The organism is Paenibacillus sp. LBL (assembly GCF_029893715.1).
Lineage (GTDB): Bacteria > Bacillota > Bacilli > Paenibacillales > Paenibacillaceae > Paenibacillus_AQ > Paenibacillus_AQ glucanolyticus.
In genome coordinates this window covers 43,091-67,384 of sequence record NZ_JARXYU010000009.1, presented here as the reverse complement: position 1 = coordinate 67,384, position 24,294 = coordinate 43,091, and the positions used below count along the sequence as shown (strand labels likewise).

The following is a 24,294-nucleotide window of genomic DNA, read 5'->3' as shown; positions in this document are numbered from 1 at the left end:
AAATGGAGGGAAGAGGGCATGGTTATTTACTTTTTCTTGATCGGTTGCGAATCCTATATCACTTACGCCTGTACGCCTTGCAGCTCATTGCGATCCGATTCGTCCCGGATATCCCCGACGATTTCTTCCAGAATATCCTCCATCGTCACGAGTCCGGCGGCAGCGCCCGACTCATTCGTTACAATCGCCATGTGGACGCGGGATTGCTGCATCTTGATCAGGACGTCTTTGATTGAGGACGATTCCGAAAGACGCGGCATCTCATGAATAAATTCATGCACGGCGCAGTCCCTTCCAGCCGCAATGCCTGTCAGCATCTCTTTGGTGTTGATAAACCCGATGAAACGATCGGCATTCCCTGCTTCGGCAACCGGATAGCGGGTATAATCATACTCACCCAGAACCTCAATGATTTTAGCAAGCGGCCAGCCCTGTTCCACCGTAATGATTCGCTCTCTAGGAATCATGATTTCCTGTAAGGTTCGCTCATCAAAAGCGAATATATTCTTCAGGTAATCCAGCTCAGTTTGGTTGATCTCGCCGCTCTCGTAGCTCTGATCCACAATCCACTTCAACTCCTCCTCGGAATGGACCGTCTCATGTCCAGCCGGCTTTACGCCAAATATACGAAGAAGAAGACGCGAAGCTCCGTTCAGTGCATAGATAAACGGGTACATGATTTTACCGAACCAGTATAGAGGCGATGCCAGCAGCAGCGTCATCTTCTCGGCAAATTGGATCGCCAATGTTTTCGGTGCCAATTCTCCGATGACAACGTGCAGGAATGTGATAATCGAAAGAGCAATGACATAGGAGAGCACGGTTGCAATGGCAGCCGGCACATCAAATCTCTCAAACAGAGGATGGAGCATCCGCTCAACCGTCGGTTCGCCCAGCGCTCCGAGTACGAGCGCCGTTATGGTTATCCCGAGCTGGCAGGCAGACAAGTAGTAATCCAGCTCGTGTGCTACCTTCTTGGCCTTGACAGCTTTTTTATTACCCTCTGCAATCAATTGATCGATTCTTGACATCCGTACCTTCAATATCGCGAATTCGGCTCCGACAAAGAACGCTGTCAGTCCTATAAACACAGCTACTAAAAATAAGTTTAACACGATTATTCCGTCCAATGATTTCCCTCAGTCGAGGGATTCACCTCCAAAAAAATGATGGTCTGAATGTATCAACGAGAAGCCCTTAACACGCAATCTCAAGCTTGTCTTAGAATGACTTGTTTAATCTGCAAGTTATCGGTTTCCGATACAACCCATACGTGCTCGCCTTGCTTGATCTCATCGCCGTCCTGAACCGTAGTGCCTTTCTGATACTGAATCCAGCCGCCAATCGTATCCATCTCTTCACGATTCTCGAAGACCAGTCCAAACTGCTTCTCAAGCTCATCCAGGAGAACCCGTCCATTAATCAGGTATTCACGTTCCCCGGTCTTCCGGATATCCGCCACTTCGTCGGCATCGAATTCATCACGAATCTCCCCAACGATCTCTTCCAATATATCTTCCATGGTCAATATCCCAGATGTGCCGCCGTATTCATCGATAACCAGAGCCATATGCATACGTTCCTGCTGCATCTTCAACATCGCTTCATGGATCGGCGTAACTTCAAGCACGATAGGAAGGTCCCGGACAAATTCCGCCAGTTTGCGCTCCCGTCCAGCCACGATATGCGGCAGCATCTTCTTCACGTTGACAACGCCGACCACCCGGTCCTTGCTGCCCTCTTCAATGACAGGATATCGCGTATAGTTGTGTTCATCCAATATACGGACGATATCCGGGTATTTCATATCCTTGTCGAGGGTAACCAGAGCGGTTCTCGGCACCATGATATCCTTGGTCACACGCTCATCGAATGAGAATACGTTCTCCATGTAAGCCAGCTTGGTCTGATTGATCTCGCCGCCCTGATAGCTTTGCGTCATAATAATGCGCAGCTCGTCTTCCGAGTAAGCCTGTTCATGTCCAGCAGGCTTCACGCCAAAGGAACGCAGCAATACTCGTGATGCTCCATTCAATGCCCAAATGAATGGTTTCATGATTTTCCCGAACCCATACAGCGGGGCAGCGAGCAGCAGGGTCATCTTCTCCGAGAATTGGATTGCCAGCGTCTTGGGTGCCATTTCCCCAACCACGACATGCAGAAATGTCACGAGTATGAAGGCAATGGCGTAGGAAGCAATCGAAGCCGTTGAGGCCGATACGTTAAAGAGATCAAATACCGGGTACATGATGCGTTCAACGGCAGGCTTACCAATGGCTCCAAGTCCGAGAGCCGTTACCGTAATCCCGAGCTGGCAGGCCGATAGATAATAATCAAGGTCGCCGGCTACTTTTTTGGCCACAACCGCCTTTTTATTCCCTTCAGCAATTAATTGATCAATCCGAGACATACGAATTTTTACAACAGCAAACTCAGAGGCCACAAAAAACGCTGTCAATGCAATCAGAACTGCAAGTATGAATAAATTAGTGATGGTAATAATGTCCAATGATTTCCCTCTTAAGAGGGATTCACCTCCAGATTTAATTAAGGCTGTATTCAATGTTATTCAGAAGCAAGTACATCATGTATTACAAATACCCAGGCAGAAGAGGCAGCCAATAGAAAAGATGTCACACCCTTTAGTTCCGTAACTTGATCCATTTGCAATAACGCCTTCCCAATGTACTACCTCCTCTCCGAATGTAAATTTTCATAATTACGAAAAAAGTATAACACAATCAGAGCCAAACCATCCAGTTGAACGTCATGGTTTAGAACCAGTTCTGCCGTTTAATTCACACAATTCTCACTTGATTTATGGGTTTAAAATAGGTTTCAGGGTAAATCTGCCTTCTTACGTATTAAAGTTCCCTCTTTCTTCCTTCTTAAACCATTTATCTATCAATACGTATGAGCTGATGACTTGCCCGCATACATATCGATCCGTTACTAGAGGACAGTCATGACCATAGCCAAAATTCCTAAAAAAAACCGCAGGATCGTGGCTTGATCCTGCGGTTTTTATAATTGAATTATTTCCGCTTAATGAAGATCAACGGTTTTGTTAATATCCGAGTTGCCCTCCGGCTGCTGGCCCACCATTTTTTTGAAGAAGGCCTTCACCGTTTTAGTTTTATTTCCGGTTTCCCAGTACTCTGCCGTGTCCGTATTCACCTTAATCAGAATCATGTTGGGATCGTCGTAGGATGTTTGCAGCAGCTTCTCGTATGCTGCATTCCAGAGTGCTTTTTTCCGTTCCACATCCTCTACAACTTCAGCCGTTCCACGAATCGATACGTAGGATTTGCCGACATACGCAATATTCACGTTGGGATTAGCCATGATTTCCGCATATTTGCTGGTATCCCGTTTCGTTAAGAACCAGAGGTCCCCATCAAATTCAATATCCTGTGTCTGCATCGGCCGGGAATTGATCCCACCCTCCGATATCGTGGAGAACATCGCAGTTTCCACATCCTTGATAATATCCTTAACAATCTCAACGGCTTCCTGGTTCACGACGGTTCCGTTTGACATATTGATCACCCCATCCTTCTGTTTAGTCTCTAATTACACTTCCCATAAATAAGTTAAACGATGAATGAAGACCATTTTCCCTGATTCTTGGATAAGATCAGCCTGTATCATTCCATTTCGGGCCGCAGCGAGTTTCGAATGGCTTTATGTCAAAAAAAGAGCCGTGACTGTCAGCGCAGTCACGGCTCTTCGGTTATAATAGATACTTTAGTCTTGATGGTCACAGCCAGCCTAGGTGATTATTCCACTCCACCGGATTCGGGCTTCGCCCTGAATTCAAGCGCATAAATGGAGGAAGGACGCAATGCGTAACCGCGCTGCAGTTCCTCCGCCGAAACCCCGTATTCCTTACACTTGATTTGCTCAGGCTGGAATACGGAATTGATATCATCGTAAAAATTCCCGGTAATTTCATAAACGGTTGTTTCCCCGGAAGCTTCGAAAGCTTGCAGCTCAAGCTCGGCCCGAACCTCCCCCAGGCTTCGGTTCACGATAAGCAGCGTAATCACGCTGCCGTCGTCATTCGTACCGGCCACAATGTCCAGATCCGGAAGCGCATCCAGCTCCACAGGCGTCTTCTTGTGTGACGGCACGGAGAAGGTGCCGCATTCTGCCTTAACAGGAAGGATTCGCCGGATATCCCGATTCGCGTAAAGCTTTAACACTTCATAGGTGGGTGTACCGTATATTTCGAGAGGAAGCCCGCTCCAGCCAGGTTCTTTGCCGCAATACTGGTCGGCATAATAATCCCCCACTCTGATGCATCCCCCCAGCCAGCCGTTAACAAGATCGGAGAAGCTGCCGATATGCACCATATCGCTGCAACGAATCATTTCATTCAGGTTGGCGGCATTGGCCACAGCTGCTCCCAAGGTATGTTCGTTCGGCAGCCCTTTTCTTACCGTGTTCGGATAGTACATCGTGTTGTATTCGGTGATCGCCAGCTTCACGTGGCTATGCTTCGACTGGGACCGAATAAGCTCCGTCGTCTGCCGGATATAATGCCGGGTCCATTCGGGATAAGAGGCGATCGCTTTATAGCGGTCCTCTGCCGGGGTATCCCGGTTCATGCCGAAGGGACCGTAGCCGTGGTACAAATGCAGTGTCAGATAGTCCATATACTCACCGGCCAGATCGAGGACCGTTTGATTCCAGTCCTGATCATAATGCCCGCAGGCCAGCAGCACGATGGAATCGTCCGCCTCCTTCATGGCCTTGGCAAACGATATCGTCCGCTCCGCAAACCTGTCAGCTGTGCAAGTGCCGACCTGCCATTGCCCCCAAACCTCGTTGCCAATCTCCCAGTACCTTACATCGTATGGCTCGGGTGATCCATTCTTTGCTCGCAGAGCTCCCATCGGTGTATCCACGCTTCCATTGCAGTATTCGATCCACTGGGCAGCCTCTTCTGGCGTGCCGGAACCATCGTTCACGCAAATGAGGGGCTCAACCCGCAGCTCGCGGCAAAAGCGGATGAATTCGTCCGTTCCGAAATATTTGCTGGTCCACCCTCCCCACGCTTCGTTGTACATGACAGGTCTCTCCAGAACAGGGCCGATCCCATGCTCCCAATGGTAAGCGCTGATATAATTGCCTGCCAGTCGCATCATCCCCGCGTTCAGCTCGCGGGTCATGTCTACCACTTCGCGCTTCACCATGGCAATGCTGTCAACTGGCAGCATTGACACATGATCGATCCAGAGCATGCCGGTGGATACGTGGTCGACCCACCTTGGGTGCTCGGCCGGGATATACACCCGAATTTCCGCATCGGCACAAGCACGGGTTATGGACAGCTGCCCCTCGTATTCCTGCCAGTTATGGCTGCCCAGCTCGACCCGCAGCTGCCCCAGCGTTTCTTCCGTACGCCGGTCCACCGCTTCGATCATCAAATAACGAAGCTCGATGGAAGCCCTTGCAACCATCCGAACGGTGTAATCCTTCGGCCCTTGCAGCGATGTGATCTGCGTTATGCCGGCATAGGCCTCATCATCGCTCAGAATGCGGATGCGCTGGGCGCGGCCCGAATGCTTGGGTGCCGGCGCCTCCATGGCATACCTGGTGTTCCGTCCGTTGGTATACGCGCGCCAGCTTCCCGATACCGCGGTCTTTGATTCCGTCTCGCTTTCGAAATCCATGTCCTTCAAGGGAAATGCGAGCATGCCCTCCATATGGTCCCGTATATCCTCCACGAAATGTCCGAACAGGTAGGGGTTGACCGTATGCTCGCTCGGCCTGACGCAGTCAATGGTAATCTTGGCGTTTGTTTTCAAGATAAATCCTCCATAAGCGTGATATATTAGGGGAATTAATTCGTGCGAAAATGGCATGTGAGCTGAGCTCACCCTTTTACCGAGCCAATCATGACGCCTTTAACAAAATGCCTTTGCACAAACGGATACATAAGCAGTACAGGCAAACTGGAGACAATAATGACCGCGTATTTAATGCTCTCGGCAAGCAGGATTTTGTCTTCCAAACCAATGCTGCCGTCCACCGCATCAGATTGACTAATCAGCAGAATTTCGCGGAGCACCAGCTGAAGCGGATGCAAATTCTCGTTACGAATATAGATGAGCGCATTAAAAAATGAATTCCAGTGTCCTACCGCATAGAACAGCACCATGACCGCCAGAATCGGCTTGGATAAGGGCAGGATGATGCTCAGCAGCAGCCTCCAGTTGGAACATCCATCGATATGGGCAGCCTCCTGCAGCTCCCACGGAATGCTCGATTGGAAATACGTTCTCATCACGATCAGATTGTAGGTCGCGATGGCACCGGGAACAATCAATGCCCACATCGTATCGACCATTCCCAGGTCCTTGACCAACAGATAAGTCGGAATCAGCCCTCCGCTGAAAAACATGGTCAGGGTGATAAACACCATAATTGTATTGCGTCCTGGAAGGTCAGGTCTCGATAGCGGGTACGCTGCCAGTATCGTCATGATGATATTAATTACCGTCCCTACAATCGTATAGAAGATCGTATTGCGGTAACCGATCCAAATCTTATCGTTATGCAAAATATTCGTGTAGGCATCGAGCGTTACGCTCTTGGGCAGCAGCCAAACCTCCCCGTTCAGCACCCTTGCCGGATCACTGAACGAAGCGCTGACAATAAAGATTAACGGATACAGCACAATGAGAATAATGATGGCGGCGACCGCGTAAATGATCACATCGAATACCCATTCATCCGAGGTTCTTTTTATGGCCGATGGCTTGGACATGTCGCGTTTTCCCCCTTTACCATAAACTCGTCTCCGACGTTTTACGCGCAATTCGGTTTACAAGCAGCAGCAAAATCAGGTTGATGATCGAATTAAACAGCCCGATTGCTGCCGTGTAACTGTACTCACCCTTTAAAATGCCTGTCGTGTAAACAAACGTGGAAATGACATCACTCGATTCGAGATTCAAATTATTTTGCATCAGCAAAATTTTCTCAAAGCCAATGTTCATGAAATGGCCGATATCCAAAATCAGCAGAATGATAACAACAGGAGCGATGCCGGGTAAGGATATATGCCAAATCCGCTTCAGTCTTGTCGCTCCGTCCATCTTGGCAGCCTCATAAAGCTGCGGGTTCACCCCGCTCAATGCCGCAATGTAGATAATGGACTGCCAGCCCATGTTCTGCCATATGTTAGAGCCGATAAAAATGGTCTTAAACCAGCCGGCTTCCTCCATAAAACGGACCGGCGTGCCTCCCATTGCCTCGATCAGCAGATTGACCGGACCGCTGGTAGGCGAGAGGAATACATTCAATATGCCGACAATCACGACTACGGAAATAAAGTGCGGAATATACGTAATGTTCTGCAGCCATTTGCTGAAGGTCTTGTTACGGATTTCATTAATGATCAACGCCAGCAAGATGGGAATCGGAAAAGCGATCAACAGCGAGAACAGATTAATGGACAACGTATTCCACAGCAGCCTCCAGAAATAATACGAATCGAAGAAGCGTTCGAAATGCCCGAAGCCCTCCCAGCTGCTCCCGAGGATTCCCTTGGCCGGGTTGAAATTCTTAAACGCAATTTGCAGCCCGTACAACGGACCATAGTGAAAAACCAGATACCAGACGACCGGCACAAGCAGCATGAGGTACAGGTCATACCTTTTGGCCATTTGTCTTAGCAAGCGGGGACCTCGCCTTCGTTGACCTGGAGGCATAGTGATCGTTGTATCGGCTTTGACACTCTTCATGGGCATCCACTCCTTATCCATGATGTGGCAGCATTATTTCTGCATCTTGTCATAAGCATCCTGATACAACTTCTCCAGCTCATCGATTTTCATCTTCTTCAGCGTAGACTGGAATTGTTCCCACTTGTCGAAGCTAAGCGCGCCCACAATGAATTTCGTGCTCTGCTCTTCGTAGTATTTATCGATATCGTTACGCAGAATGTTCACTTGCTGAGCGGTTTGCTCGTCAAACATGGGAGCCGCGTAGCGAACCTCCGGCATGAATGGATCCAGCTTCTGCTGCGCCTCCTGTACCTGCGGCGGATTGATGAAAGAGGCGACCTGCTCGCTGATGAGATGAGGCGCTCCTCCTCCGGCGTAAGGCGTGATTTTTGCCTGGTTGGTAATATCCTTCAAGAAATCCTCTGTATAGTAGGGAATTCCGTCCTTCATCTCGTAATGCTCTCCTTCTCTGCCGAACCGGAGAAGGGTAGATCCTTCGTCGCTATAGAAGTAATCGATCCAGCGCATCGTGACTTCTGGGTATTTATTGACGGACGTGATGGCAAAAGCTCCAAAATCCCGCGCAATCGGCAGCGCCTGACTTTGCATCCGGTCTCCGTCAGGCCCTGCCGGAGGCGCGATCCCGGTATATTGATCCTGGATTGACAAAAAGTTGTTGTTTGTCTGGTCAAAGAAGAATCCCGCATTCCCTGATCCCTGCTTGGCCAAATATTGCGCTTCAGTGTGCGAGAATATCTCGGGATCCAGAAGCTTTTCCTTGTAAAGCTTGTTTAGATACATCAGCATCTCTTTATTCTTGTCGCTGCCCATCCAGATGCTTGCCTTGTCATTTTCAATGTTGATGTTGTAGCCGAGCTGTGTGTCCAGTCCGAACGATCCGCTCATCGCGCTCACAACCGATAACCCGATTCGGGCGGTCATCGGAATCTCATCCTGCTTGCCGTTGCCGTTCGGGTCCCCGTCACGGAAAGCAAGCAGCACCTGATACAGTTCTTCGGTTGTCTCCGGCACCTCCAAATTCAGCTTATCCAGCCATTTCTGATTAATCCATTTCTTATCCGTACGCGCCGCGCCTAGCGTGACGATGCCCGGAATCGCGTAAATGTGGCCCTCCGGCGTTGTGATGCCCGAGCGGATTTCGGGATATTCCTCCATCCATTTCTTCAGGTTCGGAGCGTATTCATCGATAAGGCCTTCCAGCGGGATCAATTGGCCTGCCGACCCGTAGCGGACGGTTTCAAGCGGCGATAGCCCCGAACGGAACAGCGCATCGGGCAGCTCATTCGACGCGAACAGCAGGTTTTTCTTCTCCTGGAAGCCGTCTGTCGGCGCTTCGATGAACTCCACCTTTACATTGCTCAATTTCTCGTAATCCTGAAAAACCGGCATCTCCTTAAACGGACCATTAACGGGGGCAATCCGGGTGAACATCTTGAGTTCCACCGCCTGCTCTACGATCGGAAATCCCGTGGTGTGAACGACATTCTCCGAACCTTCGGGTGCGGCTTCCTTCTTCGAACCTCCATCTGAACTGCATCCGGCCAGCATCAAGCTGGAAACGATCATGGTCATGATCGCGTTTCTTCCCCAGTGTTTACGCATGAATAGGTGACCCCCACATTTCTTAATCACCACACGCTTAGTGTAAGCGTTTACCGTTGGTGTGTGATTATTATAATTCAACGGCCCTGGCAGCCAATTACAATAATATGATCATTTACTCCACATATTTTACGGTTTTTTTATACTGGCTGCTTCCGAAACACGGTTTCTGCCGATCCGAATGCTTGGTTTTTCTCTTATCCTTTTCCCAGACTGTTCAAGTACTCTTGCGGTGTCATTCCCGTAATCTCCTTGAACACTTTAAAAAAATAGTTATGAGTCGTGAACCCCACTTGATTGCTGATTTCCTTGATGGTATAGCGCCCGCTTTCCATCAGTTTACACCCTGCGTCGATTCGTACCCGATTCAAGTATTCCGAGAAGGTCCGCTGCGTCTCCTCCTTGAAAATTCGGCTTAAGTAGGATGAGTTCAACCCGATGGCGCCTGCCGCTAGCTCCAATGTGACATACCCCGGATATCTCTCCAGGATGAAGTGGATGGCTTGCGTGACATGACGAGAATAGGCCCCGCTCACACGGTGCTGCTTCAGCAGGCCCAGCAAGTCGGCATAGAAGGATAACAGCCACTGCTCCAATTCCCCGACACTGCCCATCCTTCCGAGTTCGCTTCTTGCAGGAAGCCTGTCCCCTGCTGCTTCAATGGATGGCATCCATGTTTTCAATGCCTTATCACCGGTCTGCATCAGCTCACTGACAATGATCTGAACCGTATGCGAATGGATTGGCTGATGGGAGATCGAAGCAAATATGGATGAAATTAAAGCCTGCACATCTTGGGTGTCCAGTCTTTCGATGGAGAGCAGAAGCTGCTTGTGCTCTTCGATCGTCAAAGAAACGCGCTCTTTGTACCCTCCGGCAAATCCGACAGCGTGGTCCATTATCCTTGGCGGCGTATTCTCGGCGAACGGCACCTTGACGGATGAAGCATCTAGTTCCCGCTCAGCTGAGCTGTAACTGGATCCAAGCTGGGATAAGCTGGTGCACACATGTCCTATAGCGGTTACACATCTTAAATTGAGGAATAATTCAAGGGCGTGCTGAATCTTCCTTATTCGTCCATCTGCCTCGCTCATCACGGCAAATTCACTTCGTTCCTTGTTCGCAAACACAACAACAAACCGCCCATCCTCCACATAAGCTGCCGTCCGCTCATGGATATCCCCCAAACTCTGCTGCATCATATCCACTACCTGCTGAACCAGCCGATTCGTTTGCACATCGCTGTACGATTCCGTCAGCAGCCGAAACGGGATAATCTGCACAGCCGCAGCCGTATAACTGAAGGTCTGGGGATACAGGTTATTCCGCTGGGAGAAGGTTTCTGACTCCAGGCTTGCTTCCATCCCTCCCCGGATTAAATGCACAACATAATCGCGGATCAGGACAGGGTTTATCCTCTCTTCCAGGGCCTGCCGGGCAATGCGTTCTTTAAACAGCCGATCCTCCTGCCGCAATGCCAGGACCGCTTTATTCAGCATGGCGATCAGCGTTGCCCCGTCCAGCCGATGCTTCAATACATAATCGATGGACCCGTTCTTCAGGGACTCCCGCACGTAGTCATAGTCATCAAAGCTGCTGAGCATGATGGTCTTAATGGCCGGGAAGCGTTCTTTGATCGCTCGGTTGAGCTCTACACCGTTCATGCCGGGCATGTTCACGTCAATAATTGCAATATGAGGAGGGGACTGCTCCATCATCGCCAGAGCCATGAATCCGTTATGCGCTTGGCCGCACAGCTGAAATCCATGCTCATTCCAGTCGAGTAACGTCCACAGATTATGCCGCACCAGCGGCTCATCGTCGACAAGCAGCACTTGGAACATCGCTTATATCACCTCTTGTTCGGATTCTCCCTTACACTCCGTAAGTTTCGGCAGCCGGATCTCGACCTTGGTATACAGACCTGGCTCACTGTACAGCTTGACGCCGTATGAATGACCATACAGGTGTACGATCCGTTCATGCACGTTACGCACCCCCATTCCGCTAAAACGGGACGTATTCCCGCTCTTTCCCCTTTCACCCAACAAAGCAGCCTTCTGCCCCTCTGTCATACCCTTGCCATGGTCGATCACTTCAATCTTGAGGTCGCCCCCCTCTTCGCATACGCGGATCAACACAAGTCCCTCCCGCTCCAGCGGTCCGATACCATGAATAATGGCATTCTCCACAAGAGGCTGCAGCATCAGCTTCAGCACCCGGCATTCCAGCAAAGCATCATCCTCAACCTGGGCAACCATCCGGATCGGCTCCATATACCTGTACTTGACGATGGAGATATAGCGTTCAACATAATCCAGTTCCTCCCGCATCGTAAGAAATTCGCTTGAATTGCCCAGAACCCCGCGCATGAGCTCAATCAACGATCCCGACACTTCTTCGATGTTAGGCACGCCGTTCATCTTGGCCAGATACTTAATGGTGTTCAGCGAATTGTATAAAAAATGAGGATGAATCTGCGCCTGAAGGGCCGTTAACTCGGCTTCCCGCTTGGCCCTCTCACTGACCCGGATTCCTTCCATCAGCCGCTTCAAATCCTCCACCATGCTGATAAAGACGCGGTACAGCTGCCCGGTCTCATCCTCGCCCTTGATCTCCTTTCTGGGAAACGTTAAATTCCCCTCCTTCACAAACATCATCAACGATTTCAATCGCCGGATATTAAGGGTGATTCGCGAAGACACCTGCAGCGACCCGATGAGAACCACAACAAAGACGATAACCGACACCTCCGCCAGCAGCTTGCGCAGCCTTGCCGATTCGCTCAGCAGCGAATCCATCGGAATCAACGCCAGCGTGGTCCAGCCCGTATAACCGGATCGGCGGCTGACCACGATATAGTCTCTCCCGTCAATAACTTGCTTGATAGCATCACCATTACCTGCAAGCTCCTGATTGAGTCCGACAATCCTATCGGATGAAGGGGCAAAAGACGGTGCCGATTCGGCCTCATAAACGAACCCGCCCTGCATGTCCAACACATAGATCATGCTGTCCGTAGTCGGCTTCACGCCGTATGTTTTTTGGATAAAATCATAATTCAAGTCCACCATGACCACCCCGATCGGTTCACGATTGTAGCGGATCTCCCGCCCTACCGTGATGGCGTCCGACACCCCCGTCTGCTTGAAATACGCATGGCGGGATCCATTCTGCAGCATATAATCCAGCATCGGTGACCCCAGCACCGTCCTGTCCAACCACGGCCCACCGGAGAAATACACCTTTCCGTTCAAACCGACAACAGCGATCCGTGTAATGTAGGGCTTATAATCGATCAGAACGGACAGGAACTCATCGATCCGCTTCTGCTCCTGAAACCACTCGTAACTGATCTCTTCATTCGGGCTTAACAGGGTGTCAATCACCGTGTTTTTGTTGGTCACCACAACGGTGTTCAAGCGATCGATCTCTTCCAGCATCATATTCAGCGATTCATCCGCCTGCCGAATGCTGTCCGATACCGAGGTGACCGCATTGTGCATGATCGTCTCACGCATGCTCATGTAAACAATGACCGTAATCGAGACAATGGACACGAGGGTAACCGCACTAAACGCAATGAATATTTTCCCTTGAATGCTTCGACCGGGCGATATCCACCTCTGAATCGTAGAAAGCTTCATAGCGGAATTCTCCTTTTTCAAGATCAACCGAAATAAAAAGTAACCGTTTACAAAATGTCGTTCACATGAGCATTCCCATGGTACGCACTCAGCATTGGGTTCCCCGCATGGTAATGGGAGGCACCTTGTAATAAATCTTGAAGGCTCTCGTGAATGAGTATAAATTGGGATAGCCAAGAGACAGGGCAATCTCCGTGATCGTTGCGTCCGTTTCGGTCAGCAATCGTTTCGCCTTCTCCATCCGTATTTTCTGCATGTATTTTAACGGAGGCATTCCTACCTGACTGGTGAACATATTGGAGAAGTACGAACGGTGCACCCCCGCAAATTCAGCCACCTGCTGTACTGAAATCCCTTCGGTCGCGTGAAGTTCCATGTAATCCAAACACTCATGAATCCATCCCGCAAGCTCTGTCGGCTGCAAAGAAACCGTGTCCGGCACCAGTCCGGCAAGCAGTCCGTAGATCAAGCCATGCAGTTCCAGTGAAATTGAAGGCTTCCAGCGTTCCACGCCAGCCAGGGCATGAATCACGCTTTCCGACGACTCTTTGACCCGGGCGGATAACATTTGTTTGCCAAACGGGCTATCCGGAAGCAAACCGGCAAGCTCCAATAACGGCTTGACCCTGTTGCCGTCCAATGCGAGCCAGCTCATTTGCAGCGGAGAATCCGAGGGAAGCATGTGATAGTAATAGGTCCGCCCCGGAAACAGGCAGAACACATCGTTCTTCTGCAGATCCACCCATTTACCATCAAACTCAAGCCGGACCATGCCTTCATGCACAAAATGCAGACTGTAACACTCGATCCGTTTCGGTCCGACCTTGTAATTGGGCTTGGCTGCAGTTCGTCCTGCCCGAACCGGCCAAATTTGTTCCTCCTTATCCAAATATCCCGGCGTATAGTAGATGAATTCCGCATACTCGTATTCATATTCCTGCATTTGGCGACGCCCCTCCTTTCCTTCATTTTTTGCTTAATCATAACAAAATGACAACAAAAATATAACACTAAGCTATTTTTATAACTGATTTTTTTCAATATTATCATACTAGGAGGGGATTACACTTGTCGAGAACACCTAACATTTTGCTAATAACTAGTGATCAACAGCATTGGAACACCATCGGTGCATTTCAGTCTGAAATTTCCACACCGAATCTGGACCGTCTCGCCCGGCAAGGGACAACGTTCGATCGGGCCTATTGCCCAAATCCCACCTGCACCCCCAGCAGAGCATCCATCATTACGGGAATGTATCCCAGTCAGCATGGAGCATGGACGTTGGGTACAAAACTGCTGGAAGACCGCCACACCGTGGGTCAAAGCTTCCAGGAAGCCGGATACCGAACGGGTCTTGTCGGCAAAGCTCATTTTCAGCCACTGAAATCCACGGATGTTTATCCTTCGCTGGAAGCGTACCCGATCCTTCAGGATTTGGAATATTGGAGAAATTTCCACGGGCCATTTTACGGATTCGACCATGTTGAACTGGCCCGCAACCACACCAATGAAGCCCATGTCGGTCAACATTATGCACAATGGCTGGAAGAGCAAGGGTGTGCCAACTGGCGGGAATACTTCCTGCCGCCGACGGGAACCATGGATCCTTCCCGGACGTACACATGGCCCATCCCGGAGAAATACCATTACAACGCCTGGATTGCCGAACGAACCGGCTCCCTTTTGGACCAATACCAGCGCTCGGATGACCCTTTCTTTCTGTGGGCCAGCTTCTTCGACCCGCATCCGGAATATCTGGCCCCTGAACCGTGGGACTCGATGTATGACCCGGACGAGTTGACCATTCCATCCGTAATGCCGGGAGAGCATGACCGAAATCCGCCGCATTTCCAGTTGACGCAAGAGGACGATCCTGATTTCTCGCATCTTGCAGAGACCGGGTATGGCATACATGGCTACCGTTCCCATCACTATTACGAGTATGGTGCAAAGGCACGACTAACGGAGTATGACAAGAAAAAGCTTGTTGCCGTGTATTACGGCATGATCAGCATGATGGACAAATATATCGGCAAAATCCTCGATAAACTGGATGATCTGGGACTGGCGGAGAATACCGTCGTTGTATTCACAACGGATCACGGCCACTTCTTCGGCCAGCACGGCCTTCAAGCCAAGGGAGGGTTCCATTACGAGGATTTAATCCGGATTCCGTTCATGGTAAGGTACCCCGATCAGGTGCCTGCCGGAAAAAAATCAAATGCCATGCAATCCCTGGTCGATCTGGCCCCGACCTTCCTATCGCTCTGCAACGTTCCGATTCCGCACGCCATGACGGGCGTCGACCAAAAGGAAGTGTGGCTCGGCAAGAAGGCGGCCGCTCGGGAGCATGCCCTCTGCGAATTCCGGCACGAGCCGACAACGATTCATCAAAAAACATATATCGAACAGCGTTATAAGATCACCGTCTATTACAATCAATCCTACGGTGAGCTGTTCGACCTTGAGACCGATCCTAACGAGCTGCATAACCTGTGGAACGAGCCGGAGCACGAGCAGCTGAAGGCCGAGCTATTGCTCAAATATATCTGGGCCGAGCTTGGCAAGGAAGCGATGCCGATGCCCAGAATCCATCATGCGTAATGGAAATCATGAGAGATCGCATCAAGGGACTGAAGCATAAATTCAAGCTGCTGAACCAGCTATTCTGGACCTTCTTCCGCATCGGGCCCTCCACCTTCGGAGGCGGGTATGCCATGCTGCCAATTATTGAGCGCGAAGTGGTGAGCAAGAAAAAATGGATGCAAGAGGATGAAATCGGTGAGCTTATATCGCTCGCCGGCTCAGCTCCCGGAGGCGTTGGCGTTAATGCGGCTGCCATCATCGGCCACCGTCAGGCTGGCGTTGCCGGAGCTGTGTCGGCGGTCATCGGAGTGACATGTCCCACGTTTCTGATTGTGATTCTGATCAGCATATTTGCCATGGTGTTCCGAAACCAGCCTAAAGTCGAAGCTGCTCTAAAGGGGATGAACGGTGCCATTATAGCGCTAATCCTCATGGCGGCATATCGGATGGCCAAGTATTCCGTCTTTGACAGGACGACAGCGATAGCTGCCCTTGCTACCGTCTCCGTGCTGTTATTTGCTGGTGTCCACCCCCTCTATCTTATAGCTCTGGGTTTGTTATGCGGCATGACGGTCATCCGGATCAAACTACGGCTTGGACTTCGGGCCCGGACCGAGAAGCAGACCGCAACCGGCAGCCCTTCGGAGCTGGAGTATTACATTTAAGCGAGAGAAATCGGGGCGATCGAATCATGTATTGGGACTTGTTTATCATGTTTATAAGCGTAGGCCTTGTGTCGTTTGGCGGCGGTTATGCAGTCATTCCGATGATTCAGTATGAGGTCACGGAAAAAGGATGGCTGACAGCCGCGGAGTTCCAACAGACAGTGGCGCTGGCTGGAATGGCGCCCGGCTCGATTGCAACCAATGCCGCCACGCTGATCGGCTATGAAACAGCAGGTTATCTCGGAGCCGCCGTCTCCACCGCTGGGATCATTATCCCGTCGTTGATCGTTGTTGTGCTGCTATCTGCCTTCTTCTACCGCTTGCATGACAACCCATGGCTGAAATCTTCCCTGTACGGCTTGCGGCCTGTAACGACCGGGCTCATTCTATATGCAGCCATTCACTTTGGCTTGTCTAATGAAGGCGCAGCGATAACCTGGGGCATCGTCCCCACGCTCCTTATCAGTGGTGTTTGCCTGTATCTCTTACTGAAGCACAAGCTCCACCCGCTGCTCCTTCTCATCGTCGCCGGCGCTGCCGGCATTGTTTTATTCTAACTTGAACTGGGAGGTGCATGATGGAATCCAAACCGTCCTGCTGCACCGCAGCACGAAACAGGCTGAACGTCACGGCCCCAACTCCTGCTGCAGGCCAGGCAGCGTTACCTGGCATTACGATTGCCGAATCCGAGAAGGACCGTATGGTTCAGCTTCCTGGCGGTCTATTTCTGATGGGCACCTCCGATCAGGAAGCCAATCCGTATGATGGAGAAGGACCCGTTCGGGAAGTAAATGTCAACGCTTTTGCGATTGCTCCCTATACGGTGACCAACAGCGATTTCGTCCGTTTCATACAAGCGACCGGATATAGGACAGATGCTGAGCAGTTTGGCTGGTCGTATGTGTTTCACTTGTTCTTGACCGAACAGGCTGCTGCGGCAACACAGGCCCCGGCCCATACGCCATGGTGGAGAGCGGTACCCGGTGCGGACTGGGCTCATCCGGAAGGCCCCGGGTCAAGTCTCGTTCATCGTATGGACCATCCCGTCGTCCATGTGTCCTGGAACGATGCCGACGCCTACTGCAAGTGGGCCGGAGTCAGGCTGCCCACGGAAGCCGAATGGGAATATGCCGCACGCGGCGGACTCGTGCAGAAACGATACCCTTGGGGCGATGAATTGAAGCCTGCTGGAGAGTTTCGCTGCAATATCTGGCAGGGGAGGTTTCCCGTGAAGAACCATGCCAGCGATGGTTATCCTGGCACGGCACCGGTTGGAGCCTATCGGCCGAACGGGTACGGTCTGTATCAGATGTCGGGCAATGTGTGGGAGTGGTGCTCGGACTGGTATGACCGAAGCTATGATGTGACTGGACACATGGACAATCCCAAGGGACCACTGCAAGGACAAGAACGAGTCATGCGCGGCGGCTCCTATTTATGCCATCGATCCTATTGCAATCGCTATCGCGTTGCCGCAAGGAACAAAAATACGCCGGACAGCTCATCCAGTCATGTCGGGTTCCGCTGCGTCAAGGATATGGGTTACCTATCGTAGTCTCGAGGGGTCAAGACATATCGTGTACAATAAGTCCACTCATGCTCCTTAGACACACATATCCTGTATCATAGGAAAGTTTGGTGACATTACCACACCTTATAGATAAAGGAATGAATACGATGGCTGAATGCAATCGAAATCCAATCGGTGAATGCTCGGAGGCTGAAGGTTCGAATACGACAGCCAGTGGATTCGCCTCCCATTCGGAAGGAATTCTGACGACAGCTAGCGGAGCCGTTTCCCATGCGGAAGGCAGTACGACCAGAGCGTCCGGGGACGCTGCCCATACGGAAGGCTATAATACCGAAGCGCTGGCCGACAGTTCCCATGCCGAGGGATCGACTACTATGGCAAGTGCAACAGCTTCTCATGCCGAAGGTTTTACAACGATGGCCTACGGCGAAGCCTCCCATGCCGAAGGCAACGCAACGACAGCTCTGGGCCATGCCTCTCACACCGAAGGCTATCTGACGGAAGCGATAGAGGATACCGCCCACGCGGAAGGCTCAAACACCGTAGCAGGCGGAACCGCATCTCATGCGGAAGGGTACAGAACCATGGCCAGTGGAGAAGCCTCCCATGCCGAAGGCATCTCGACAACGGCGAGCGGGTTTATATCGCATGCCGAAGGATTGTCTACAACGGCGAGCGGCCTCGTATCCCACGCCGAAGGAACCAACACTACTGCGCAGGGTAATTATTCTCATGCCGAGGGCGCATATAACACAGTAACCGGCAATTACGGTCATGCGGAGGGCGCAAACAACACGGTGGACGGGAATTATGCCCACGCGGAGGGCGGAAGTAATACGGCTCAGGGAAATTTCTCTCATGCAGAAGGATACGATAATTCGGCAACCGGCAATTATGCTCATGCCGAAGGTTCGCTTACGACTGCAAGCGCCTTTAATTCCCATGCCGAAGGCTACACTACGATAGCGGAAGGTTACGCTTCGCACGCGGAAGGAAATACAACGATAGCTTCAGGAAACAATTCGCACGCCGAAGGTTTTACTACGACGGCGGGTGGTTATGCTTCGCATGCAGAGGGAAATACCACCACCGCATCGGGCGGAAATTCCCATGCGGAAGGAGTCAACACCCTCGCCGAGGGCAGCAATTCCCATGCCGAGGGGTCCGGCAGCCAGGCATTAGGGATCAATGCGCATGCCGAAGGCTCCAATACGCTGGCTTCGGGGAATAATGCGCATGCCGAAGGTGCAAATACGGTTGCTTCCGGTGTATATGCCCATGCCGAGGGAGCAGACACAACGGCATCGGGCAATTACTCCCACGCGGAAGGTTCAAGTACGCAGGCAACCAACAACTATGCCCATGCCGAGGGCTCCCTCACCACGGCCAACGCCTTTAATTCGCATGCGGAAGGCTACACGACGTTGGCATCCGGATATGCTTCGCACGCGGAGGGCAATACCTCCACTGCCTCAGGCAATAATTCACACGCGGAAGGATTTACGACTTCGGCAGAAGGCTATGCCTCCCATTCTGAAGGGTCCAACACCGTGGCATCGGGCAGCAGAGCGCATGCCGAAGGAGTCCAAACGACGGCAAGCGGAGATTTCTCCCATGCGGAAGGCCTCCAAACCACCGCCACCCATAACGGAGCCCATATTATGGGCAGATATGGGGCGTCGCTCTATACCTATTCCTGGCATGTCGCGAACGGGACCTCCGCTGATGCACAGGGTCTGGCCGCTGTTCTGCAAGGGTCAACCGGCAATATGTATATTGACGGCAACTATTTTTCCGGTGGAGCCGATTATGCCGAAATGTACGAAACACTGGATGGCACCGGCATAGAGCCCGGCTATTTTGTAACCCTGGATGGAGATAAGGTCCGGATCGCTACGCAAAGCGATGGTTACTTGCTAGGGATTGTCACCTCCACTCCCTCTATTGTGGCAGATGCCGCAGAACTGCGATGGAAGGATTACTACCTCCGTGATGAGTGGAGAAACGTGCAGTTTCAAGAAGTTACGATTCCTGAAGAACGGGATGAAGAAGGAAATATCATTGCACCTGCATCCACCGAACAACAGCCGATCTTGAATCCGGAGTGGGACCCTTCGATGGTCTATATTCCAAGAAGCCAGCGCGAGGAATGGGTAACCGTCGGTTTGATTGGAAAACTGCTCGTTCGTGATGATGGAACGTGCACGGTTAATGGCTATTGCATGCCCAATGACGATGGGGTTGCCACCAATGCCGATAGCGGATACCGTGTAATGAAGCGCACCGGACCCAATCAAATCATGGTGCAGTTTAAATGAGGGTGGAATGCACCGTGATCTGGCTGAGCGTAGAAGAACCGACTTCTTGGAGTCGGTTCTTTGTACATAAGAATAATAATCGATCTGATTGGGATACAACATTCTTAGGAATAGAGACAATGCAAAGGGTCAAATTGATATAATACACTCTATAGTTTAAATGATGTGACTAATTTCCTGATCTAACCTATGTGATTGGTGGAACAGAATATAGATTGCTTCATTCCGCTAGTAACTTAGTATAGTTGTTGTTTAAATCGGTCTCTTGTTCTGCCAAAGAAAAAGACTAGTAAAATCAGCAATCTGATTTCACTAGTCTTTTACATTCGCCTCATTTAAACCATTTCTTTTTAAACTCTATTGTTTTCGTTTACCAAACGCCCACAGACCAACGCAGGCTAATAATATCCCAAAGCCCATCAACACTCCCTGAACGACCTCTTTCAGCATAGAACCTGTAGTGTATCCATGGTCGTTCCAAGCAAAATACGCAGGACCGCTGAGATCAAGACCATCATCATACTTTGGTTTTTATCCATCGTCATGTCTATCTTTACATCCATGTACCTCTTATTTTGGTTTAAAGCCTCTTTTTCGTACTTTGACTACATCTTATAAGCCTTCATCGCTTTTCTAAGCTCCTTGAATGTAGGGCGTTTGCCGTACATCAGGACACCAGTGCGATAGATTTTTGCAGCCAACCAGCCAAACACGAGGATGGATACGATCAGGATAGCAAGGGATAACAGGATCTCCCACATCGCTACGTCGCCAAGTCCGATACGAACCAGAATCGTTGTTGGTGAGATGAATGGAATATAACTGGACACCTTCATCAGCATCGAGTTCGGAGCGCTCAGGCTAAAGATTGCGATATAAAATGCCACCAGCGACAGCATGGTAATCGGCATGACAGCCTGCCCCAAATCCTCTGTACGGCTGACAATCGAACCAATGGCCGCGTATAACATCGCGTACAAGAAATATCCGAGAATGTAGAAGATTAAGCCAAACACCAGCAGCATCGGATCAATCGCAGTAAGGTCAAGATTCATTTCCTTCAATGTGTCCATGTTGTGAGGCAGCAACAAATTCGCTGCGGCAACAATGCCGAACGCCAGGATCTGTGACAGACCCAGCAGGAACATGCCGATAACCTTACCGAACATTTGACTCAGCGGAGAGACGCTGGTAATGAGGATCTCCATAATACGGGAGCTCTTCTCTGTCGTCACTTCCGAAGCAATCATGTTGCCGGTCCCCATCAAGGTGAAGAAGAAGAGAATAATCAGTGCATACACCACGATGTAGTTAATAACCTCGGAAGCCCCATCCTTCTCTTCGGATGCTCCTCCAGCACTGCCTGATGGATTCGTGCCAATACTGCGAGCATCAATCTGAACCGGCGCATTCAGCTCATTGATCTGTGCATCAGACAAATCAAGCCCATCTACAATACTGCGAGTCTTTGCCACTTGAAGAGCGGCTTGCAGATTCGATTGCAGCTCCGGACTCATTCCCTCTTCTTCGGAGCTGTAGACCACGGCCGGGAACGTGCTGCCTTCTTGTGCTTCAAATTTTAAATAACCTTCAATAGTGCCATCTTCAATGTCTTTATTCAAGGCAGCTTCATCTGCCGTTTCATATTTCACAAATTTATAGGTAGTTGACGGCAGGCTGCTCCAAGTCGTCTCCAATTGTTCAGCAAGCGCTTGCTCCTGTCCATACACCAGACCTATGCGAGTGGTTTCCTCAGATCCTGCCTTGTCACCCGTGAACATTTGGATCAGAAAAGGAAGATTAATCCCGATTGTAATGATCAGTGCAAAAATCAGGGTTGATACGAGAAACGACTTCGTTCTTACCTTATTCATAAACGTAAATCGGATAACGGTCCACATATTATTCATTAGATTCACCTACCGCCTTTATGAAGATTTGATTGAGTGTCGGCTCCTTCACTTCAAACCGATGGATCACGCTTTGCGACATCGCTGTATTCAAAATATTCTGGGCAGCGTCGATGTGGCTTATGCGGATGGAGTAACCATCCTCTGTCCGCTCAACAGCCGTTACGCCCGGCAGTGAATCGAGCCCCTGAACTTCACCAGAGGTGCCGAGCACCACTTCTTCTCGCGGATACTTGGATTTAATGTCCTTCAGGTTCCCCTTCACTACGGTGTTGGAGCGATGAAGAATGGTAATGTTCCTACATAATTCCTCAACATGCTCCATCCGGTGGGTAGAGAACAGAATGCTTGTGCCTTTGTCGCGAAGTTCTTTAACCGTCGATTTCAACAGTTCAACGTTCACCGGATCCAGTCCGCTGAATGCTTCGTCCAGAATCAGGATCTGCGGATCATGAACCACTGCTGCAATAAAGCCCATCTTTTGTTGATTACCTTTAGACAGTTCCTCAATCTTCTTATCGTAATAGTCAGGCACTTCAAAGCGCTCCAGCCAGTACTTCAAGCTCTTATCGGCGTCTTTGGCTGACATGCCCCGAAGCTGGGCCAAGTATGAAATCTGCTCGCTGACTTTCACTTTCGGATATAACCCGCGCTCCTCCGGCAAATAACCCATAATGTGACGAAGCTCCTTGTTGTAAGGCTTCCCGTTATACAAAATCGTTCCATCATCCGGGTAGATCAAGCCAAGCACCATCCGCATGGTGGTTGTTTTACCGGCACCGTTCGCACCGAGCAGGCCGTAGATTTCTCCTTCCTCAACCTGAAGCGAAATCTGGTTTACGGCTGTTTTGTCCGCATAAATCTTAACTACATCCTCTAATTGCAATCGTTGCATATTGTGAAACCCCTCTCTATCCTAGTTCTGCACGTTGGCAGGAATATTACCTTCAATCCATAGTCGAAGCACTTCATCCAGCTCCAAGGAACGGGCCCGAATAAACGGTATGCCTGCAGACTGGAGGATCTTTTCTACTTCCAAACATTCCGTCGTTATAAAAGAAACCGTATTCGCTGTCTCTTGTTTGCTGCTAAGAATACCAGGCAATTCCTCTACGATGGAAGCATCGCCTTGAATCCAACATTCCTTCCAATTGTCGAGCAGCGAATCCTTCTCCACCATACCCAGCAGCTTTCCATGATGGATAAGGATCACATAATCCGCCAGCCGCCGGATTTCATCCACCACATGGGTGGACAGCACGATGGTCGTATCCATAGATTTCATCACCTTGTGCAGCTGGTCGATCATCAGCTTCCAAGCAAAGGGATCCAGACCGGAAGAGGGTTCATCCAGAAGCAGGAGTTTCGGCTTCGGCGCAAGCGCCGCTGCAATCTCGAATTTGCGCCGCTCCCCTTTGGACATCTTGCGAAGTTTTACGCCCCTCGGGACATCAAATCGTGACAGAAGCTCATCGAAAAAGTAACCATCCCAACTGTCATACCAAGATGCTCGAAAGCTGGCCGCCTCATCCACCGTCATATGCTGTTCTTCTGAGCTCAGCTGTTCGGGAACGAACCCCATCTGTTTACGAATCGAGACGGGGAGCTCTCTCGGATGGGATTCACCGAACCAGGTGATCTCCCCTTCATCTGGAAACACGGTCTGCATCATCATGTTCAGCAGCGTGCTTTTCCCCGAGCCGTTAGGTCCCACCAGCGCAACGATGTATCCTTGAGGTATCGATATTTGGATGGGTCCGATGGTTTTCGTTTTCCGCCGTTTAATGACATTACGAATTTCAATGATATGCGGTTCCATTGATTGCTAGCGACCTCCTCTTGCTTGGTATTTATCCCGAACAACTTCCATGAACAGTTCCTTTAATTCATCTTCATTAAACTGAACAGCAAGCCCCTTATCTACCGCAATCTTTAATGCCTCAACGACCGAATCGCGTTTATATTGTTCACGGGCCCGATCACCGACACCAGCAACAAAAGTTCCCGTTCCTTGTCTCGTTCGAAGCAGCCCTTCATTCTCTAGATCCTGATACACCCTGCGTACCGTAATGACGCTGCAGTTCAGATTCCCGGCAAATTCCCTGATGGACGGCAACAGCGTTCCCTCCTCGATCTGACCGCTGATAATAAGCGAGCGCAGCTGTGATTCAATCTGGTGATATAAAGGCTCTGCGCTATTTTCATTAATCTGAATCGGAATTCGCACCTTGTATCACCTCTCTTCTTCCTTGTACATAAGCGGCGAACCTCCGAC

General features: G+C 50.4%; 19 protein-coding genes. 5 read left to right on the top strand and 14 right to left on the bottom strand.

Going from position 1 to position 24,294, the window contains the following annotated elements; all coding sequences use genetic code 11:
* Positions 1–62: 62 nt before the first annotated feature.
* From M2277_RS19080 to M2277_RS19035, 10 genes are all read right to left on the bottom strand, one after another.
* The gene (locus M2277_RS19080; protein ID WP_006208111.1) at positions 63–1,130 is read right to left on the bottom strand and encodes a hemolysin family protein; all 1,068 of its coding nucleotides are present in this window, start codon (positions 1,128–1,130) and stop codon (positions 63–65) included.
* An 80-nt stretch (positions 1,131–1,210) separates the two neighbouring features.
* The gene (locus M2277_RS19075; protein WP_280755364.1) at positions 1,211–2,509 is read right to left on the bottom strand and encodes a hemolysin family protein; all 1,299 of its coding nucleotides are present in this window, start codon (positions 2,507–2,509) and stop codon (positions 1,211–1,213) included.
* 536 nt (positions 2,510–3,045) lie between these two features.
* A complete protein-coding gene (locus M2277_RS19070; protein ID WP_063478526.1) occupies positions 3,046–3,540 on the bottom strand; it encodes a pyridoxamine 5'-phosphate oxidase family protein in 495 nt (164 codons plus the stop codon).
* Positions 3,541–3,779: 239 nt separating this feature from the next.
* The gene (locus M2277_RS19065) at positions 3,780–5,813 is read right to left on the bottom strand and encodes an alpha-L-arabinofuranosidase C-terminal domain-containing protein (protein WP_280755362.1); all 2,034 of its coding nucleotides are present in this window, start codon (positions 5,811–5,813) and stop codon (positions 3,780–3,782) included.
* A gap of 68 nt (positions 5,814–5,881) precedes the next feature.
* Positions 5,882–6,775, bottom strand: a complete 894-nt coding sequence (locus tag M2277_RS19060) for a carbohydrate ABC transporter permease (protein WP_063455983.1) — start codon at positions 6,773–6,775, stop codon at positions 5,882–5,884.
* Between the two features lie 16 nt (positions 6,776–6,791).
* Positions 6,792–7,754: an ABC transporter permease gene (locus M2277_RS19055; protein WP_006208107.1), complete on the bottom strand. Its 963-nt coding sequence runs from the start codon at positions 7,752–7,754 to the stop codon at positions 6,792–6,794.
* 33 nt (positions 7,755–7,787) lie between these two features.
* Positions 7,788–9,359, bottom strand: a complete 1,572-nt coding sequence (locus M2277_RS19050; RefSeq protein ID WP_036638633.1) for an extracellular solute-binding protein — start codon at positions 9,357–9,359, stop codon at positions 7,788–7,790.
* A gap of 197 nt (positions 9,360–9,556) precedes the next feature.
* Positions 9,557–11,203 carry a response regulator gene (locus M2277_RS19045; protein WP_063478524.1) on the bottom strand — a complete coding sequence of 549 codons (1,647 nt, stop codon included), beginning with the start codon at positions 11,201–11,203 and terminating at the stop codon, positions 9,557–9,559.
* Positions 11,204–11,206: 3 nt separating this feature from the next.
* Positions 11,207–13,006 (bottom strand): sensor histidine kinase, encoded by a 1,800-nt coding sequence (locus M2277_RS19040; protein WP_280755360.1) that lies wholly within the window; start codon positions 13,004–13,006, stop codon positions 11,207–11,209.
* 88 nt (positions 13,007–13,094) lie between these two features.
* Positions 13,095–13,949: an AraC family transcriptional regulator gene (locus M2277_RS19035; RefSeq protein WP_006208103.1), complete on the bottom strand. Its 855-nt coding sequence runs from the start codon at positions 13,947–13,949 to the stop codon at positions 13,095–13,097.
* Positions 13,950–14,074: 125 nt separating this feature from the next.
* On the opposite strand from M2277_RS19035, the gene M2277_RS19030 reads away from it, so the two are divergent.
* The 5 genes from M2277_RS19030 to M2277_RS19010 all read left to right on the top strand — a co-directional run bounded on the left by M2277_RS19030 (position 14,075) and on the right by M2277_RS19010 (position 20,109).
* Positions 14,075–15,613 (top strand): sulfatase family protein, encoded by a 1,539-nt coding sequence (locus M2277_RS19030; protein WP_280755359.1) that lies wholly within the window; start codon positions 14,075–14,077, stop codon positions 15,611–15,613.
* Entirely contained in the window at positions 15,613–16,260 is a 648-nt protein-coding gene (locus tag M2277_RS19025) for a chromate transporter (protein WP_006208101.1), read from the top strand. Before M2277_RS19030 ends, M2277_RS19025 begins: the two co-directional genes overlap by 1 nt.
* A 26-nt stretch (positions 16,261–16,286) precedes the next feature.
* A complete protein-coding gene (locus M2277_RS19020; protein WP_006208100.1) occupies positions 16,287–16,817 on the top strand; it encodes a chromate transporter in 531 nt (176 codons plus the stop codon).
* A 20-nt stretch (positions 16,818–16,837) separates the two neighbouring features.
* On the top strand, positions 16,838–17,815 hold the full coding sequence (locus tag M2277_RS19015) for a formylglycine-generating enzyme family protein (protein WP_280755407.1): 978 nt from the start codon (positions 16,838–16,840) through the stop codon (positions 17,813–17,815).
* A gap of 122 nt (positions 17,816–17,937) precedes the next feature.
* Positions 17,938–20,109 carry a peptidase G2 autoproteolytic cleavage domain-containing protein gene (locus M2277_RS19010; protein WP_280755357.1) on the top strand — a complete coding sequence of 724 codons (2,172 nt, stop codon included), beginning with the start codon at positions 17,938–17,940 and terminating at the stop codon, positions 20,107–20,109.
* A 605-nt stretch (positions 20,110–20,714) separates the two neighbouring features.
* Here M2277_RS19010 and M2277_RS19005 read toward each other — a convergent pair.
* From M2277_RS19005 to M2277_RS18990, 4 genes are read right to left on the bottom strand one after another with little or no spacing between them, the layout of a single operon-like run.
* Positions 20,715–22,019 (bottom strand): ABC transporter permease, encoded by a 1,305-nt coding sequence (locus tag M2277_RS19005; protein ID WP_280755355.1) that lies wholly within the window; start codon positions 22,017–22,019, stop codon positions 20,715–20,717.
* Positions 22,012–22,914, bottom strand: a complete 903-nt coding sequence (locus M2277_RS19000) for an ABC transporter ATP-binding protein (RefSeq protein ID WP_006208095.1) — start codon at positions 22,912–22,914, stop codon at positions 22,012–22,014. Before M2277_RS19000 ends, M2277_RS19005 begins: the two co-directional genes overlap by 8 nt.
* Before the next feature lie 21 nt (positions 22,915–22,935).
* Positions 22,936–23,838 (bottom strand): ATP-binding cassette domain-containing protein, encoded by a 903-nt coding sequence (locus M2277_RS18995; protein WP_280755354.1) that lies wholly within the window; start codon positions 23,836–23,838, stop codon positions 22,936–22,938.
* A gap of 6 nt (positions 23,839–23,844) precedes the next feature.
* Positions 23,845–24,246 (bottom strand): GntR family transcriptional regulator, encoded by a 402-nt coding sequence (locus M2277_RS18990; protein WP_006208093.1) that lies wholly within the window; start codon positions 24,244–24,246, stop codon positions 23,845–23,847.
* Positions 24,247–24,294 lie beyond the last annotated feature (48 nt).

Bases quoted from the DNA above. Each gene is read 5' to 3' on its own strand.
- M2277_RS19025 (WP_006208101.1), top strand. From the start codon at position 15,613: ATGGAAATCATGAGAGATCGCATCAAGGGACTGAAGCATAAATTCAAG.
- M2277_RS19010 (WP_280755357.1), top strand. From the start codon at position 17,938: ATGGCTGAATGCAATCGAAATCCAATCGGTGAATGCTCGGAGGCTGAA.
- M2277_RS19035 (WP_006208103.1), bottom strand. From the start codon at position 13,949: ATGCAGGAATATGAATACGAGTATGCGGAATTCATCTACTATACGCCG.
- M2277_RS19045 (WP_063478524.1), bottom strand. From the start codon at position 11,203: ATGTTCCAAGTGCTGCTTGTCGACGATGAGCCGCTGGTGCGGCATAAT.
- M2277_RS19060 (WP_063455983.1), bottom strand. From the start codon at position 6,775: ATGTCCAAGCCATCGGCCATAAAAAGAACCTCGGATGAATGGGTATTC.
- M2277_RS19055 (WP_006208107.1), bottom strand. From the start codon at position 7,754: ATGAAGAGTGTCAAAGCCGATACAACGATCACTATGCCTCCAGGTCAA.
- M2277_RS19040 (WP_280755360.1), bottom strand. From the start codon at position 13,006: ATGAAGCTTTCTACGATTCAGAGGTGGATATCGCCCGGTCGAAGCATT.
- M2277_RS19070 (WP_063478526.1), bottom strand. From the start codon at position 3,540: ATGTCAAACGGAACCGTCGTGAACCAGGAAGCCGTTGAGATTGTTAAG.
- M2277_RS19000 (WP_006208095.1), bottom strand. From the start codon at position 22,914: ATGCAACGATTGCAATTAGAGGATGTAGTTAAGATTTATGCGGACAAA.
- M2277_RS19015 (WP_280755407.1), top strand. From the start codon at position 16,838: ATGGAATCCAAACCGTCCTGCTGCACCGCAGCACGAAACAGGCTGAAC.
- M2277_RS19005 (WP_280755355.1), bottom strand. From the start codon at position 22,019: ATGAATAATATGTGGACCGTTATCCGATTTACGTTTATGAATAAGGTA.
- M2277_RS18995 (WP_280755354.1), bottom strand. From the start codon at position 23,838: ATGGAACCGCATATCATTGAAATTCGTAATGTCATTAAACGGCGGAAA.
- M2277_RS19020 (WP_006208100.1), top strand. From the start codon at position 16,287: ATGTATTGGGACTTGTTTATCATGTTTATAAGCGTAGGCCTTGTGTCG.
- M2277_RS19050 (WP_036638633.1), bottom strand. From the start codon at position 9,359: ATGCGTAAACACTGGGGAAGAAACGCGATCATGACCATGATCGTTTCC.